A 15,301-nucleotide genomic window follows, 5' to 3' on the forward strand; every position below is an offset into this window, starting at 1 on the left:
GGCGCATGGGATCGCCGTGCCTTGAGTGTTCGCGAAACCGTTCCCATCGTCGTCGAGACGACCGACTCGGTCGATCAGAAGCGCGCCTTCGACTACTGGCGCAGCACGGCACTGGCGCGCGTCGACGCGACGCCGCTGGCCCCCGACATCCCGTTCGCGGCGGGCCGCCGGCTCGCGATCACCCGTCACGGCGCGATCCTGCACACCCTGAGCGAACCGATCGGGGTCGAGCGCACGACGCAGCACGTGCGCCAGGACGGGCGCGACGACATCGCGATCGTGCTCCTCGTCCAGGGCAGCGGCTACATCGAGCAGGGCAACAGCGGCGCCGTGCTGGGCGCCGGCGACATCGCAGTCCATGCCATGGACCAGCCCTTCGCGATCGGCAGCCGCGATTCCTACGAGGAGATCCGCCTCCAGGTGCCGCGCGCCGCCTTCGTGAGCCAGGTCGGCAGCGTGCACGCCTTCGCCGGGCGCGGTCTCCGCGCAACGCCGCTCAGTGGCCTGTTCGCGACCTATCTGCGGTCGTTCTCCGAGACGGTCGGCGGTATGTCGGAGGCGGAAGCCGGCATCGCCCTCGAGGGCGTCCTGCACCTGCTGCGCGCCCTGGCCGACCGCCAAGGCGAGACGGCCGGCGACGAGCTGTCCGGGGACGCCGTGCGGGCCCTGGCCCTCGCCCATATCGAGCGCCGACTGCACGATCCCGCCTTCGGGCCGGAATCGCTGCCGACGGCTCTGCGGGTCTCGCGAAGCCGCCTCTACGCGGCTTTCACCGGCGACGAGGGCGTGGCGGCGAAGATCCGCGACGCCCGGCTCGACCGGGCCTACAAGCGGCTCCGCGGCGGCACGCGGATCGGGTCGGTGATGACGAGCTGCGGCTTCACCGACGCGGCCACCTTCAGCCGCGCCTTCCGCCGCCGGTTCGGCGTGGCGCCTCGGGACGTGCTGGAACGCCGCCCCTGACGGAGTCAGATGCGGCTGCCGCGCGGGTCGGAGACCGTCCGCCCGGGCGCGACCGCGCCCGCGAGCCGCTGCGCCACGCCGATGAGCCCCAGGCCGAGGCGGATCGCGACGACGCCGACCCGCGCGATCCGGATCTGCCCGGGCAGCTGGCGCGGGCCGATCGGGCGGTAGGCGAGGCGCGGGCTGGCGCGCTCCGCCTCCGCGATGGCCTGACCCAGCGGGAGGGACGCGATGCGCCGCGCCTCCGGCGGAACGATGCCGATCGCCCGCGCCCAGCCGTCGCTGCGCGCGAGCGCTCCGCGCCCGTGCATCTGGCGGAATCGCCGCCGCCAGAGGTAGCGCCGCACGGCGCGCGGGAAGGTCTCCATCCGGGCATCGCAGAGCGCGTCGGGCTCCTCGCAGCGGGAGCGGATCGTGTCCGCCACGCCGCCCGGCGCGCGCCCGGCGAGGCGGGCCGAGATGGTCACGCAGACGTCGGTGGCGTGCCGGACCCGCAGCCCGTGTTCCAGCAGCCGGGCGATGAAGGCGCCGTCCTCGCCGAGCGGGATCTCGGGCATGCCGCCGACGGCGAGGTACGCGCTGCGGGTCACCGCGAGGGTCGCGCCGATCGCGGTCCGGTGGCAGGGCCAGGGGTCGTTCGGATCGGGATCGATCCGCGCCTCGGCCTCGGTGATCAGGGCGTCGTAGGTGTCCTCCAGCCGGCCGCGGGCGGGGAGCGAGGGCGGCAGCAGCGCCGCCTCCGCCGCGTCGAGCTCGACCCGGCCGGCCACAGCGTCGGCCCCGGCCTCGATCGCCGCGCGATTGCGCGCCACCCAGTTGGGCGGGACCCGGCTGTCGGCGTCGGTCGACAGGATGATCCCCGCATTCCCCGCATCACCCAGCCAGGCGGCGGCGGCGTCCATGGCCCGGCGCCGGGCCCATCCGGCATGGGCGCCGGAAAAATTCTCGACGGACACCCGGACCGGGATCGACAGCGTCGGCACCAGCGCGGTGACGAGGGCCTCGGTGCCGTCCGTGCAGTTGTTCAGGAACAGCACGAGCCCGACGCGCCCCGATTCAGCACCCTCCTGGGCGTCGATCGCCCGCAGGCACGCGGCGATCCGCTCCTCCTCGTTGCGCACGGGCACCGCCACGATCGCATCGGGACCCGGGACGTCTGACAAAGGGGGGCTCGACACCGGTGATCATCTCCGCCGGACCCGTCGTGCGGGTCTGGATCGGGCTTATGCCGGAGCTTCCCTGAACGGGACCGGACCGGGGAGATCCGGCGACGCGCCGTCGGTCAGAGGGTCTTCTCGACGAGGCCCTCGATCCATTCCGGCTGGGTCTCGCCGACCGAGCGGCCGACCTCGGTCGCGCCCTTGTAGGCGATCAGCGTGCTCTGCATCCGCACGTTCAGGCGGCGCAGCAGCTCCTTCTGGCTGTCGAAGTCGATGTCGAAGATCTGGAGATCCTTGAAACGCGGCTCGGCCGCGAGTTTCGCGAGGATCGGCTTCTGCGTCCGGCAGATCGGGCACCACGGGGCGCTGACCGCGATCAGCACCGGCTTCCCGCCCTTCTGCGCGGCGTCGAAGGCCGCGTCCGAGAACGGGCGGGTCTCGCCCGCCAGGGCAGCGGTCGGGACCCCGAGCAGGGCCGGGCCGGCGAGGGCGAGGCCGACGAGCGCGAGGACGTGACGGCGGCTCTTCATGGCGTGCGATTCTCCCGCGACCCCGTCGGCGCGGGGGCGCTGCTGTTGGCGGGATGCTACGTCGCGCGCCCGGCCCCGTCCCTGTGACCGGTGCGCCCCAAAGACGGAAAGCCCCCGCGCCGGATCACATTGTCGAGACGCCGGACGGCGACGCGTCGGACGACCGGTCCTCCGCCACGAGCGCCGCGATGTCGTCGGGATCCACCGCGTCGATCGGGCGCCGGATCTTCAGGGCCCGCGTGGGCGCGCCGGCGCGCATCACCAGCACGATCGTCTCCATGTCGGGGCAGCCCGGATCGGCGCAGGCGATCTCGTTGACCGCCAGCGTGTCGGCTTCTCCGAGGCCGAGGGCCGTCCGCAGATCCTGCTTCAGGCGCGCCGCGATCGCGGCGCGCTCCGCCGAGCGGGTTCGCCACGCCTTAAGGCTCACGAAAGCCATGCGCGATGCTCGTTGTCCTGCCGTGGAAGCCCGGTTGCGGATGTGTAACACTGTTACAGTTTTCCGGGGGCGGTCAAGCGTCGCCCCATGCGCCTGAAACAACCGTCGTGTTCACCGGTCATGTAGAGGCCGACCTCGGAAAAACCGACTGCGTTGGTCTTCGGACTCGACAGGGGCGTAGAGGTCCGGTGTGGTGTAATAGGCGCGCGAAGGATGTGAGATCTTGCGACCCTGGCGGGACGGGCCGGACGACCGGCGGAGCTACCATCACGGCAACCTGAAGGAGGCCCTGCTGGAGGCCGCGCGCCGGTTCATCGCCGAGCGCGGGATCGGCGGCTTCACCCTGGTCGACGCGGCGCGGCTCGTCGGCGTGACGCCGGCCGCCTTGTACCGCCATTTCCGGGGCCGCGAGGCGCTTCTGGAGGAGCTGGCCGGGCGCGGCTTCGCGGAGCTCGCCGCGCGTCTGGCGCGGGCCCTGACGTCGCGCGGGACGCCGCTGGAGCGGTTCACCCGGATGGGTGAGACCTATCTCGCCTTCGCCGAGGAGGAGCCGGCCTACTACGCGGCGATCTTCGAGACCCGCGGGGCACCCGCCGGCGAGGCCGATCCCGACTCGCCGCCCGGCACCCCCGGTGCGGAGGCGCGGCCGAGTCCCTTCGACCTGCTGGTGGAAGCGCTGCAGGCGACCTTCGCGGACGGGTTCGGGGGCGTGGCGCCCCGCTTCATCGCCCTGGAGGTCTGGGCCCTCGCGCACGGCCTCGCCACCCTCTCGGCCGCCGGCCATCTGCCGCGCGGCCCCGGCTTCCCCGACAAGTACGAGTTGCTGCGGGCCGGAGTCCTCGCCCTGGTCCACGGGGCGGGGCGCCCCGGCGAGCGCGACGGCGGCGGTGGGCGGCCTTGAAAGGCCCCCGCCGGACCCGCATGTTAACCGCGTTCACATGAACAGCGGAGCACAGCCGTGACCTCTCAATCCTCCTCTTCCTGGGCGACCGGCAGGCTCTGCCGGTCCGGCCCGTTCCCGCGTCGGTCGCTGGAGATCGGCGCGATCGTGGTGGGCTTCATCTACTGGTGGCCGATCGGCCTCGCGCTCGTGGCCTGGAAATTCGCGGGCTACCCGGCCTTCGCCGAGATGCGGGACGCCGCGCGCCGGACGGTGTCGGGGTTCGAGGGCGGGCGCCCCGCGTCGCGCTTCGCCCGCGCTTTCGAGGCCGCGAACCGCCGCGGCGGCAGCGGGAACGCCGCCTTCGACGAGTACCGCCGGGCCGAGCTCGACCGCCTCGAGGCGCAGCGCCGCGCCCTCGAGGAAGAGAGCCGCGCCTTCTCGGACTTCGTGGAGGAGCTGAAGCGCGCCCGCGACCGCGAGCAGTTCGACGCGTTCATGGCCAAGCGCCGGACCGAGGGTGGCGGCCGCGCGGTCTGATTCTGCGACGCGGCGTCCGGGCCCATCGGCCCGGACGCACCCCCTGAACACCGCGTGCCGTCTCAGGCCGCGCGGACGCGATCGAGGAACCGCGCCACCTCGCCGTTCAGGTGCTCGGACTGCTCCGAGAGCCGCGACGCCTCGGCCAGAACCTGCCCGGCGGCCTGACCGGTCTTCTCGACGGCCCCAGCGACGCTGACGATGCTGCGGGTCACCTCGCCGGTGCCGGCCGCGGCCTGACCGACGTTGCGGACGATCTCGTGGGTCGCCGCGCCCTGCTGCTCCACCGCCGCCGCGATCGTCGTCGCCACGCCGTCGATGTCCCGGATCCGGGCCGTGATCGTCCCGATCGCCGCGACGGCCTGCCCGGTCGAGGCCTGCACCCGCCCGATCTGGCCCGCGATCTCTTCCGTGGCCCGGGCGGTCTGCTCGGCCAGCGCCTTCACCTCCGTGGCCACCACCGCGAAGCCGCGGCCGGCCGCGCCCGCGCGCGCCGCCTCGATCGTGGCGTTGAGCGCCAGGAGGTTGGTCTGACCCGCGATGGTCGAGATCAGCCCGACCACGTCGCCGATCCGCGCCACGGCCTCGCTCAGGTCCCGGACCAGCGCGCCGGTCCGGTCGGCCTCCGCGACCGCCGCCCGCGCGAGGCCGGCCGAGCCGTCGACCTGCCGGCCGATCTCCTGCACGGAGGCGCCGAGTTCCTCGGCCGCCGCCGCCACGGTGCCGACGTTGCTGGCCGCCTCCTCGGCCGCGGCCGCGACGGTGGTCGACTGCCCCGCGGTCTCGGCCGCGGTCTCCGTCATGCCGCGGGCCGTGGCCTGCAGGCCGGCGGCCGCCGTCGAGACCTGCGCGACGATCCCGCCGACGGCGTCGGCGAACCGGTCGGCGACCTGCCGCATCGCGAGGCCGCGCTGACGCTCCGCGTCCTGCCGCGCCGCCTCGGCCTCGGCCTCGAGCTGCCGGGTCCGGATCAGGTTGTCCTTGAACACCTGCACGGCCGCCGCCATGGCGCCGATCTCGTCGCGACGGTGCCGGAACGGGACCTCGGTGCCGGCGTCGCCCCGCGCCAGCCGGGTCATCGCGGCGGTCATCGCGGCGATCGGCCGCGAGATGTAGAGCAGGCCGAAGATCGCCGCCGCCAGGGCGGACACCAGCGCGAGGCCGATGCTGGCGACGGCCGCGGCGGACGCGGCCTCGACCCGGATCATCGCTGCGTCCGCGTCCTGCTGCGCCGCTTTCTCGTCGTGGTCCGCCAGACGGGCCAGGGCCGCCCGGGCACCGTCGTACAGTGCCACGACGTCGGGCCGGATCAGCAGCGCGGTCGCCTCCGTCTGCCGCCCCGCCTCCACGAGGCGCCGCACGTCCCGATCCACCTCCGCGAATCGGGTCCAGGACGCGCCGAACGCGTCGTAGTGCCGCCGCTCCTCGGCGGTGGTGATCAGCGGTTCGTAAGCCCGGCGCGCGTCGCGCAGCCGCGCGTGCGTGTTCGCCAGGGCGGCCTCATTGGCGTCCCGGTGCTCCGGCGTATCCGACAGCAGGATGAGCCGGTACTGCTTGATGCGCACCTCGGAGGCCGCCACTTCGATCGCGCCGACCTTCTCGAGGGAGGGCACCCAGTCCCTGGCCAGCGCCGTCGCAGCCTGCCCGATCCCGGCCAGCTGACGGAGGGATAGACCGCCCTGCGCCGCGGAGATCAGGGCAAGTCCCGCGAAGAGAAGGGCCAGGATTGCTTTGAGTGGAATGGATACGCGCATGACGATCCTCGGCCAGATCCGAGTGCGGGACGGTCGCATCGGGCGGTCCGACGCAGGCGACTGCATCTAGCCACTTCAGGATCTCGCGCAACTCGCGCCTTAGAAACATCATAGAACGATTTTTACTTATAATAATACTCCAGAACCGATAATTTACCGAGCAAAGCTACATTATTATATCAGATAAAGGTCAACCGTCGCGCAAGTTCGGGTATCTGCTTCGGCCGAAAAACTCTCTTATCCAGACGAAAGCGTTGACGGCGACGATACAAGTGACGCTTGTGCCGGACCCGCACGCGACGGTCCGCGCCGACCGAGCCCCCATCCTTCCGAGAGGATTCCGCGCCCGGCCGCGATGCCTACCCGAGTCCTCACGCAGCTCCGTCGATCCGGCCTTCCGCCGGGATCACCGGGACGAGTTGCACCCCGGCCTTCGCTCCTGCATTGCTCCTCAACCGCAAGGGGAGGGTTCGGGGCATGTCGACGGCTCGGGTCACCGTGGTCGATCACCCGCTGGTGCAGCACAAGCTGACCCATCTGCGGGACAAGAACCGCTCGACCAAGGGCTTCCGGCAGATCCTCAACGAGATCGGGATGCTGCTGGCCTACGAGGTGACCCGTGACCTCCCGCTGGAGCCCGTCACCATCGAGACGCCCCTCCAGCCGATGCAGGGGCAGCAGATCCAGGGCAAGAAGCTGGTGCTCGCGCCGATCCTCCGCGCCGGAGTGGGCTTTCTCGACGGCATGCTGTCGCTGGTCCCGTCGGCCCGCGTCGCGCATATCGGGCTCTACCGGGATCCCGAGACGCTGGAAGCCGTGGAGTACTACTTCAAGGCGCCGTCCGATCTGGCCGACCGGACGGTGCTGGTGCTGGATCCGATGCTGGCGACCGCCAACTCGGCGATCGCGGCCCTCGACCGCCTCAAGGCCCGGGGCGCCTCCGACCTCCGCTTCGTCTGCCTGCTGGCGGCGCCGGAGGGCCTCGCCAAGTTCCAGGCCGCCCATCCGGACGTGCCGGTCTGGACCGCGGCGATCGACAGCCACCTGAACGACCACGGCTACATCGTCCCGGGCCTCGGCGACGCCGGCGACCGGATGTACGGCACCCGCTAGGAGCCGGCCTCAGCGCCGCCGCCGGGCTCCGGCGCGGCCCTTGCCGACGACCTTGCGGAGGGTCTGCGAGAGCTGATCCACCGAATAGGGCTTCTGGATCAGGTCGAAGCCGTGGACGCCCTCCTGCGCCAGCACGTGGCTGTAGCCGGAGGTGAGGACCACCGGCAGGTCGGGCAGGCGCCGCTGCAGCTCGCGGGCCAGCGCGATACCGCCCATGCCGGGCATCACGACGTCGGAGAAGACGGCGTCGAAGCGGAAGGGGATCCTCTCGATCTCGACGAGCGCCTCCTCGGCATTGGTCGCCCAGACGGTCTTGTGCCCGAGATCTTCCAGGATCTGCGTGGCGAAGCGGCCGACCTCGATGTTGTCCTCGACCACCAGCACGCAGAGGCTGGCGCCGTCGAGCCCGCTCTCCTCGCTCCGCGGCGTGACGGACATGTCCGGCGCGTGCTCCGCCTGCGGCAGGTAGAGCGTGAAGGTCGTGCCGTGGCCCGGGCTGCTGGACACGTCGACGTCGCCCCCGGACTGCTTGGCGAAGCCGAAGACCTGGGACAGCCCGAGCCCGGTGCCCTTGCCGATGTCCTTGGTGGTGAAGAACGGCTCGAAGATGCGCGGCAGCACGTCGGCCGGAATGCCGATGCCGGTGTCGGACAGCGACACCGCCGCGAAGGTGCTGCGCGACCCCGCGTGACCGCGGATCGCCGGCATCGGCCGGTCGCCGGATAGCTTCAGGGTGAGGGTGCCCTCACCGCCCATCGCGTCGCGGGCGTTCACCGCCATGTTGATCAGCGCGGTCTCGAACTGGCTGAGGTCGGCGCGGATGTAGCAGGGGGTGGCGGGGATCTCGGCCAGAACGCTGATGCGCGCTCCGGTGACCGAATCCAGCATCTCCGCCACGGCCCGCAGCGAGGCGCCCACCTCGAAAACCTCGGGCCGGAGGGCCTGACGGCGCGCGAAGGCCAGGAGCTGGCCGGTCAGCTTGGCGGCGCGGTCGACCGTGTCGGAGATGGCCTCGACGTAACGGCGACGGCGCTCCTCCGGCAGGTCCGGGCGCTTGAGCAGGTCGGTGGAGGATTTGATCACCGTCAGCAGGTTGTTGAAGTCGTGGGCGACGCCGCCGGTCAGCTGCCCCACCGCCTCGAGCTTCTGCGACTGCCGCAGCGCCTCCTCCACGCGCTCGCGCTCGGCGCTCTCGGACTGGAGTTTGGCATGGGCCTCCGCCAACGCCTGCATATTGCGTCGCTGCTCGGTCAGATCCGTGAGGATCCCGCAGAGGAGCGGCTGATCGCCCTGGCAGGCGAAGCGGCTGAGCGACAGGAAGGTCGCGCTCTCCGATCCCGCCGCGTGCAGCGCGATCTCCTCGCGGACGGGCCCGTCCATCGCGTGCCGGATCAGGCGCCCGAGGTCGACATCCGCGTGGACGAAACCCTGGAGCGTGCGGCCGGTCAGGCGCTCCTGCGGCTCGCCGAGCATCTCGGCCAGCCGCCGATTGCAGTAGAGCAGCGTCCCGTCCAGCGCCAACGTGAACGCGCCTTCCTGCATCTGCTCGATCAGCGCCCGGTAGGGCAGGTCCGCGTTCTCGAGCGTGTAGACGAGGCGCTCATGGTTCGGGCCCTCCACCACGACGGCGTCGAAATCGCCCCGGCGGATGGCCGCGAGGGTCTCCTCGCTCTCCTCCAGCCGCGCCTCGAGCTCGCGGATATGGGCGCGATAGGCGTCGAGCCCGGGCTCGTCGCCGGGCAGCAGAGCGTCCACACCCATCAGAGCGGCTCCGCGGCGGACGCGATCTCGAGACTGCGCAGCACGCGGCCCTCGTCCAAGAGGTCGCCCGAGAGGCGCCGTTCCGGCCCCGGCGCCAGTCTCAGGAGCGTGGGTGCGGCGAGGATCCCGTCGCGCTCGGCAAGGTCGGGCTGCTGATAGATGTCGACGATCTCCAGCTCGTAGCGGCCCGGGAAGTGGGCCTCGCAGATGCGGCGCAGCACTTCGACCGCGCGCAGCGAGCGCGACGCGGTTCCGGCCACGAACAGCCGCAACCGGACGTGCTCCGCGTCCGTCGGAGAGGAGGCGGCCGCGTTCAAGGCCGGTCGGCCTTGGGACGGATGTCGAGGCCGACCAGAACCTTCTCGGTGTTCGACAGGTCGCCGATGATCCGCTTGAGCGGCGACGGCAGCCGGCGCACGAGGGTCGGGATCGCGAGGATCTGATCGCCGGCGGCGAGCTGAGGGTTCTTCATGAGGTCGATGACCTCGATGTCGTAGTGGCCGGCCAGGTGCTCCTCGCAGAACCGCTTCAGGTTGCTCAGGGCAGCGAGAGACTTGGCCGTCTGCCCGGCGACGTAGAGGCGCAGGTGATAGTGGCCGGAATCGCGGTCGGGATCCGTCTCGGGTGCTTGGTCGTCCGATGTCGTATCGCTCATTCCGCGGCACTCCGTCGTGCGCTCAACGCCTGCTGCTCCGCCGCGAGCGTGACGCCCCGCGCCGCGTCCTCGGTACGCAGGCTCTCCTCCTCGTCCACGGCCGCCTCGAGACCGGCCCTGAGCTCCTCGATCTGACGCTCCAGGGCGGAGCGTCGGCGCGCCATATCCCGGAGCCGGCGCTCGGTCGCGTCCCGGTGCTGCTGCGCGGCCGCGCGTTCCTGAGCCTCCTGAACCAGGCGCGCGGTGCCGGTGAGAACACCTGAAGGACCAATATAGGCATCCACCAACTGGATCCCGTCCGACGACATCAGAAATTCGCGGATCTGGTTGGAGTGGCTCATACCCCGCGCCTTGATGACGTAGAGGGTCCGCGTCCGCTCGCCGTTCGCCTCCATGTTCTGGAGCTTGATCCAGGCATCCATCAGGGAGGACACGCCGAGATCGTTATCCTCGATCAGGGAGCCGTCGCCGCGGAGGGTCGTGAAGATCGCCGTGATGCCGCGAGTCTTGATCAGGTCGATCATGCGCAGGAGCGTCGCCTGCAGCTCGCCCGACGACCCGCGCAGGGCCGAGATCGGGTCGAGCACCACCACGTCCGGCCGGAACTGGTCGAGGTCGCGGTGCATCCGCGCGAGATGCGTCTCCAGACCGAACAGGCTCGGCCGCGCGGCCTCGAAGCGGAGGCGGCCGCTCGCCACGTGCGCGGCGAGGTCGAGCCCGATCGAGCGCGCGTTGCGGATGATCTGGGCACCGCTCTCCTCGAACACGAAGGCCATGCAGCGCTCGCCGCGCCGGCAGGCCGCGTCGAGGATCGAAGCGGCGAGCATGCTCTTGCCGGTCCCGGCCTCGCCGGAGATCAGGATCCCGGAGCCGCGATGGAAGCCCCGTGGTCCCAGCATGGCGTCGAGCCCGGCGATCCCCGTCGAGAGGATGCCGTCGGGCACCCCGTAGACGAGATCCGCCGAGGTCACCGGCAGGACGCTGATCCCCGCGTGATCGATCAGGAACGGGTACTCGTTGGTGCCGTGGGCGGAGCCTCGATACTTGACGACGCGCAACCGTCGCGTGGTGATCTGGTCCTCGACGCGGTTGTCGAGCAGCACGACGCAGTCGGAGACGTACTCCTCCAGGCCCTGGCGGGTGAGCGGCCCGTCGCCGCGCTCGCCCGTGATGATCGCGGTCAGGCCGCGATCCTTGATCCAGCCGAACAGGCGGCGCAGCTCGGCGCGGAGCAGGGTCGGATCGGTGAAGCCCGCGAACAGTGTCTCGATCGTGTCGAGGACGACGCGCTTGGCCCCGATCGAGTCCACCGCGAAGCCGAGGCGGATGAACAGGCCCTCGAGGTCGTACTCTCCGGTCTCCTCGATCTCGCTCCGCTCCACGCGCACGTGGTCGATGGCGAGATGGCCCGCGGCGACGAGACCGTCGAGGTCGTAGCCGAGCGACGCGACGTTCGCCGCCAGATCCTCGGCCCGCTCCTCGAAGCTCATGAACACGCCGGGCTCGCCGTAGAGCGTCGCGCCGTTGACCAGGAAGGTCGTGGCGAACAGCGTCTTGCCGCAGCCCGCGGCGCCGCAGATGAGCGTCGGCCGCCCGGCCGGCAGACCGCCATGGGTCAGGTCGTCGAAACCGGTGATGCCAGTCGCGACCTTGGGCAGTGTCCGGGCGGCTTGCGGGTCGGGCACGATGGGCGAATCCCTGGACGTCTCGGAGGACGGCAAGTCCGGAAGTGCGGCGGCGCTCTCAACCCTGCCGGGCCGGTCGGGACGGTTCGCACCGCGAGAGACGCGGAGGCTGGCGCGAACAGCGCGTCGAACGGGCAGAACACCGGTGGAATGCGGTATGGCAACGGGTCCGCCCGCGCAATATGGGTGCGTGACGCGTCCGGCCGCCATCCCGTCGACGGACTGCGCAGACCGATGGAGGGCCTCCATGCTCGGCTGGGACGTCGACGTCAACGAGGCCCTGACGGCGCCGGCCGTGGCGCGCAACCGCGACGCGATCCTGGCCGTGCTCCGCGAGATCCTGCCCGACAGCGGCACCGTTCTGGAGATCGCCAGCGGCTCCGGTGAGCACGCGGTCCACGTCGCCGCGGCGCTGCCGGGCCTGGACTGGCTGCCGAGCGATCCCGAACCCGCCGCCCGGCGCAGCATCGCCGCGCACGCGCTCCGGGCCGGGCTCGCCAATATCCGGCCGCCGCTCGCGCTCGACGCCGCCGCCGCGGCGTGGCCCGTCGCGCGGGTCGACGGGATCGTGTGCATCAACATGATCCACATCGCGCCCTGGGCCGCCACCGAGGGCTTGATGGTCGGCGCCGGACGCGCCCTGAGCGCGGGCGGCGTCCTGTTCCTGTACGGGCCGTTCCGCGAGGCGGACCGGCCGTTCGCGGAGAGCAACGCCGCCTTCGACGCCTCCTTACGCGCGCGGGATCCCGCCTGGGGCGTGCGGGACCTCGACGCCGTCGCGGCGGAAGCGGCCCGGCACGGGCTGACACTGGTCCGGCGCGTGGCCATGCCCGCCAACAATCTGAGCCTGATCTTCGGCCGCGCGGACAGGTGAGCGCCCGTCTGTCACGGCTTTCCGTATCTGCACACTGTATTCAAGCATCCGCGTGCTGCACTATCCTGTCCTGGACCCGATGCGGCGGCAAAAGCCGCACGGGCCGCAGGAGGAAGCCCATGCCTATGGAACGCAGCGTTTCGAGCCGGGCCCTGGCCCTGTTCGCAGTGGCCGGATTACTGGGATCGACGCAGGCGCGGGCCGCGGATCCCATCAGGATCGGCGTGATCGCCGAGGCGCAGTCCGTGGTCGGGGCCTCGATCCCGCAGGCCGTCCAGCTCGCCGCCGACGAGATCAACGCCAAGGGCGGCATCGACGGGCGCCAGATCCAGGTCGTCACCTACGACGACAAGTCCTCCGCCTCCGACGCGGTCCGCGCCTTCCAGCGGGCGGTCTCCGAGGACAAGGTCAACCTCGTCATCGCCAGCTACATCTCCGAGGTCGTGCTGGCGCTGATGCCCTGGGCGGCCCGGCTCAAGACGCCGATGATCACGCCGGGCGCGGCCTCGAACGAGATCAGCGCCGCGGTCCACAAGGACTACGCGCGCAACAAGTACACCTTCCATGGCTACCTGACTTCGGCGGCGCTCGCCCAGTCCATCTGCGATTCCACCAAGGACATGCTGATCGACCTGATGAAGGTGAAGACCGCCGCGATCATGAGCGAGGACGCGGCCTGGACCCGGCCGCTCGACGTCGGCTACGAGAAGTGCCTGCCCGAGATCGGCGTGAAGGTCGTCGACCACATCCGCTTCTCGCCGGACACGGGCGACTTCACGCCGATCTACAACAAGATCGAGGCGGCCAAGCCCGACCTGATCGTCACCGGCATCTCGCATGTCGGCGTGCAGCCGACGGTGCAGTGGCAGAACCAGAAGGTGCCGCTCGCCATGACCGGCATGAACTCGCAGGCGACATCCTCGACCTTCTGGTCGAACACCAACGGCGCGACCCAGGGCGTGATCTTCCAGAGCATCGCGGTGCCGGGCGCGGCGATCACCGACAAGTCGCTCGCCTTCAGCGCCGCGTTCAAGAAGCGCTTCGGCAGCGACCCGTCCTACGCCGGGTACATGGCCTACGATCAGGTCTACTACGCCGCCGACGCGGTGAAGCGGGCCGGCACCACGGAGGCCGACAAGCTCGTCGACGCCCTGGAGAAGACCGACTGGGTCGGCACCGTCGGGCGCACGCAGTTCTACGGCAAGGACGACCAATTCACCCACTCGATCAAGTACGGGCCGGGCTTCGTCACCGGCCTGATGGCGCAGTGGCAGGACGGCAAGCAGGTCGCGGTCTGGCCGAAGAGCCTCGCGCAGGGCGCGATCGTCCTCCCGGCCGCCGTGAAGGCGGCGGCCCGCTAGGCGGCTCTCCCGATCGGCAACGGGCGCGCCCGCGGCTTGCCAAGCGCGCCCGTTGCCGCAAGTAGAGCCGGACCGCGACACCGTGAGCGCGGCCGAGACGACGTGCGCGCTGAGGACAATCGCTGATGGCCACCACCGACCTGCCCGGGACCATGCGCCAGATCCGCTACGCGGGTTCCGGCGGACCGGAGGTGATCAGCCTGGAGAACGCGCCCGTGCCGAGCCCGGGGCCCGGCCAGGTCCTGATCGAGGTGGTGGCGGCCGGCGTGAACCGGCCCGACGTCGCGCAGCGGTCCGGGGTGTACCCGCCGCCGCCCGGCGCCACCGAGATTCCCGGCCTCGAAGTCGCCGGCCGCGTGGTCGCGCTCGGCAGCGGAGTCGAGGGCCTGTCGGCCGGCGACGAGGTCTGCGCTCTGGTGATCAGCGGCGGCTACGCCGAGTACGCCGTGGCCGAGGCGGCCCACTGCCTGCCGCGACCGAAGGCCGTCTCGCTGGTCGATGCCGGCGGTCTGCCGGAGACCTTCTTCACGGTCTACTCCAACGTGGTCCAGCGCGGCCGCCTGACGCGCGGCGAGAGCTTCCTCGTCCACGGCGGGTCGAGCGGCATCGGCGCCACGGCGATCCAGATCGCCAAGCATGTCGGCGCCCGGGTCTTCGCGACGGCGGGCTCCGCCGAGAAGTGCCGGTTCTGCGAGGATCTCGGGGCGGATGCCGCGATCGACTACAAGCAGGCCGACTTCGCCGAGGAACTGAAGCGCCTCACAGGAGGGCGCGGCGTCGACGTCATCCTCGACATGATCGGCGCCAGCTACCTCGCCCGGAACCTGAAGTCGCTGGCACCGGACGGGCGGCTGGTGATGATCGCGCTGATGGGCGGCTACAAGGTCGACGGGTTGAACATCACGCCGATCATGCGCAACCGCCTGACCTTCACCGGCTCAACGCTCCGGCCGCGCGGGAAGGCCGACAAGGCCGCGATCGCCGACGGTCTCCGCCGGGACATCTGGCCCGAACTCGAGGCCGGACGCATCCGGTCCGTCACCCACGCGACGTTCCCGCTCGAAGAGGCGCGGGCGGCGCACGAGCTGATGGAATCGAGCGCCCATCTCGGCAAGATCCTGCTGACGACCGGGCGCTGAGCCGGCCCCGTCAGGAACCTGCCTCGGCGGCCCCGCGTTGGCGGCCGGTAACGAGATCGTGTCGCGCAGCGCCCGTTCCGGCGTGTGGCGTCCCGCCGAGGAAGGTTTTGCACATGGCCGAGAGACTGAACCCCAACGAGAGCCGCCAGGGCGAGCGCGGCAAGCCGGTGCTCTGGGTCCTGGTGGCGAGTCTCGTCCTGCTGGCGATCGCGACCGTGGGCCTGCTCACGTGGAACGGCGCCAACTCGCCGAAGGACTACGCCAGCCAGAGCCAGGACGCGTCGCGCAAGGAGGTGACGGGCTCGGTCAACGGCCAGTCCGGCGGGTCGTCGCCGTCGAACAGCACCGCCGTTCCGGGCGGCAACCCGTCCTATCCGCAGCCGGCCCAGCCGGGCGCGAACGGCGCGCCGAAGTAAGGCGTCGCGCGCGGGACGGGATGCGCCGTCC

At 71.2% G+C, this 15,301-nt stretch carries 16 protein-coding genes; 8 read left to right on the forward strand and 8 right to left on the reverse strand.

Features of this window, described 5'->3' with window-relative positions; genetic code table 11:
* Positions 1-21 precede the first annotated feature (21 nt).
* A complete protein-coding gene (locus BM419_RS23520) occupies positions 22-963 on the forward strand; it encodes a helix-turn-helix domain-containing protein (protein WP_091927816.1) in 942 nt (313 codons plus the stop codon).
* A 5-nt stretch (positions 964-968) separates the two neighbouring features.
* Here the strand turns inward: BM419_RS23520 and BM419_RS23525 are convergent, their stop codons facing one another.
* The 3 genes from BM419_RS23525 to BM419_RS23535 form a co-directional block, all read right to left on the reverse strand.
* Positions 969-2,096: a glycosyltransferase family 2 protein gene (locus BM419_RS23525; protein WP_348273199.1), complete on the reverse strand. Its 1,128-nt coding sequence runs from the start codon at positions 2,094-2,096 to the stop codon at positions 969-971.
* 149 nt (positions 2,097-2,245) lie between these two features.
* Positions 2,246-2,653 (reverse strand): thioredoxin family protein, encoded by a 408-nt coding sequence (locus BM419_RS23530; protein ID WP_091927818.1) that lies wholly within the window; start codon positions 2,651-2,653, stop codon positions 2,246-2,248.
* A 124-nt stretch (positions 2,654-2,777) separates the two neighbouring features.
* The gene (locus BM419_RS23535; protein ID WP_091927819.1) at positions 2,778-3,092 is read right to left on the reverse strand and encodes a hypothetical protein; all 315 of its coding nucleotides are present in this window, start codon (positions 3,090-3,092) and stop codon (positions 2,778-2,780) included.
* 223 nt (positions 3,093-3,315) lie between these two features.
* Here BM419_RS23535 and BM419_RS23540 point away from each other — a divergent pair, with 223 nt between their 5' ends.
* Together BM419_RS23540 and BM419_RS23545 are read left to right on the forward strand one after the other, a co-directional pair.
* Entirely contained in the window at positions 3,316-3,993 is a 678-nt protein-coding gene (locus BM419_RS23540) for a TetR/AcrR family transcriptional regulator (protein WP_091927820.1), read from the forward strand.
* 57 nt (positions 3,994-4,050) lie between these two features.
* Complete coding sequence (locus tag BM419_RS23545; protein WP_091927821.1) at positions 4,051-4,512, forward strand: DUF2852 domain-containing protein; 462 nt, start codon at positions 4,051-4,053, stop codon at positions 4,510-4,512.
* 62 nt (positions 4,513-4,574) lie between these two features.
* Here the strand turns inward: BM419_RS23545 and BM419_RS23550 are convergent, their stop codons facing one another.
* A complete protein-coding gene (locus BM419_RS23550) occupies positions 4,575-6,266 on the reverse strand; it encodes a methyl-accepting chemotaxis protein (protein WP_091927822.1) in 1,692 nt (563 codons plus the stop codon).
* Positions 6,267-6,743: 477 nt separating this feature from the next.
* Here BM419_RS23550 and upp point away from each other — a divergent pair, with 477 nt between their 5' ends.
* The gene (upp, locus tag BM419_RS23555; RefSeq protein WP_020096508.1) at positions 6,744-7,379 is read left to right on the forward strand and encodes a uracil phosphoribosyltransferase; all 636 of its coding nucleotides are present in this window, start codon (positions 6,744-6,746) and stop codon (positions 7,377-7,379) included.
* Positions 7,380-7,388: 9 nt separating this feature from the next.
* Here the strand turns inward: upp and BM419_RS23560 are convergent, their stop codons facing one another.
* The 4 genes from BM419_RS23560 to kaiC are packed head-to-tail and all read right to left on the reverse strand — an operon-like array spanning position 7,389 to position 11,480.
* On the reverse strand, positions 7,389-9,140 hold the full coding sequence (locus BM419_RS23560) for an ATP-binding protein (RefSeq protein WP_091927823.1): 1,752 nt from the start codon (positions 9,138-9,140) through the stop codon (positions 7,389-7,391).
* On the reverse strand, positions 9,140-9,412 hold the full coding sequence (locus BM419_RS23565) for a circadian clock KaiB family protein (RefSeq protein ID WP_020096506.1): 273 nt from the start codon (positions 9,410-9,412) through the stop codon (positions 9,140-9,142). The genes BM419_RS23560 and BM419_RS23565 overlap by 1 nt, the downstream gene beginning before the upstream one ends.
* 41 nt (positions 9,413-9,453) lie before the next feature.
* Positions 9,454-9,795, reverse strand: coding sequence for a circadian clock KaiB family protein (locus tag BM419_RS23570; protein ID WP_056528328.1), 342 nt, complete (start codon positions 9,793-9,795; stop codon positions 9,454-9,456).
* Positions 9,792-11,480, reverse strand: a complete 1,689-nt coding sequence (gene kaiC, locus BM419_RS23575; RefSeq protein WP_091927824.1) for a circadian clock protein KaiC — start codon at positions 11,478-11,480, stop codon at positions 9,792-9,794. Before kaiC ends, BM419_RS23570 begins: the two co-directional genes overlap by 4 nt.
* A 247-nt stretch (positions 11,481-11,727) precedes the next feature.
* Between kaiC and BM419_RS23580 the strand changes: the two genes are divergently transcribed.
* The 4 genes from BM419_RS23580 to BM419_RS23595 all read left to right on the forward strand — a co-directional run bounded on the left by BM419_RS23580 (position 11,728) and on the right by BM419_RS23595 (position 15,270).
* Entirely contained in the window at positions 11,728-12,354 is a 627-nt protein-coding gene (locus BM419_RS23580; protein WP_091927825.1) for a DUF938 domain-containing protein, read from the forward strand.
* A 119-nt stretch (positions 12,355-12,473) separates the two neighbouring features.
* Positions 12,474-13,715, forward strand: a complete 1,242-nt coding sequence (locus BM419_RS23585) for an ABC transporter substrate-binding protein (protein WP_091927826.1) — start codon at positions 12,474-12,476, stop codon at positions 13,713-13,715.
* Positions 13,716-13,840: 125 nt separating this feature from the next.
* Positions 13,841-14,854, forward strand: coding sequence for an NAD(P)H-quinone oxidoreductase (locus tag BM419_RS23590; protein WP_091927827.1), 1,014 nt, complete (start codon positions 13,841-13,843; stop codon positions 14,852-14,854).
* 113 nt (positions 14,855-14,967) lie between these two features.
* Positions 14,968-15,270, forward strand: a complete 303-nt coding sequence (locus BM419_RS23595) for a flagellar basal body-associated FliL family protein (RefSeq protein WP_020091847.1) — start codon at positions 14,968-14,970, stop codon at positions 15,268-15,270.
* The last annotated feature ends 31 nt before the right edge of the window (positions 15,271-15,301 follow it).

This window comes from Methylobacterium sp. yr668, assembly GCF_900116245.1.
GTDB lineage: Bacteria > Pseudomonadota > Alphaproteobacteria > Rhizobiales > Beijerinckiaceae > Methylobacterium.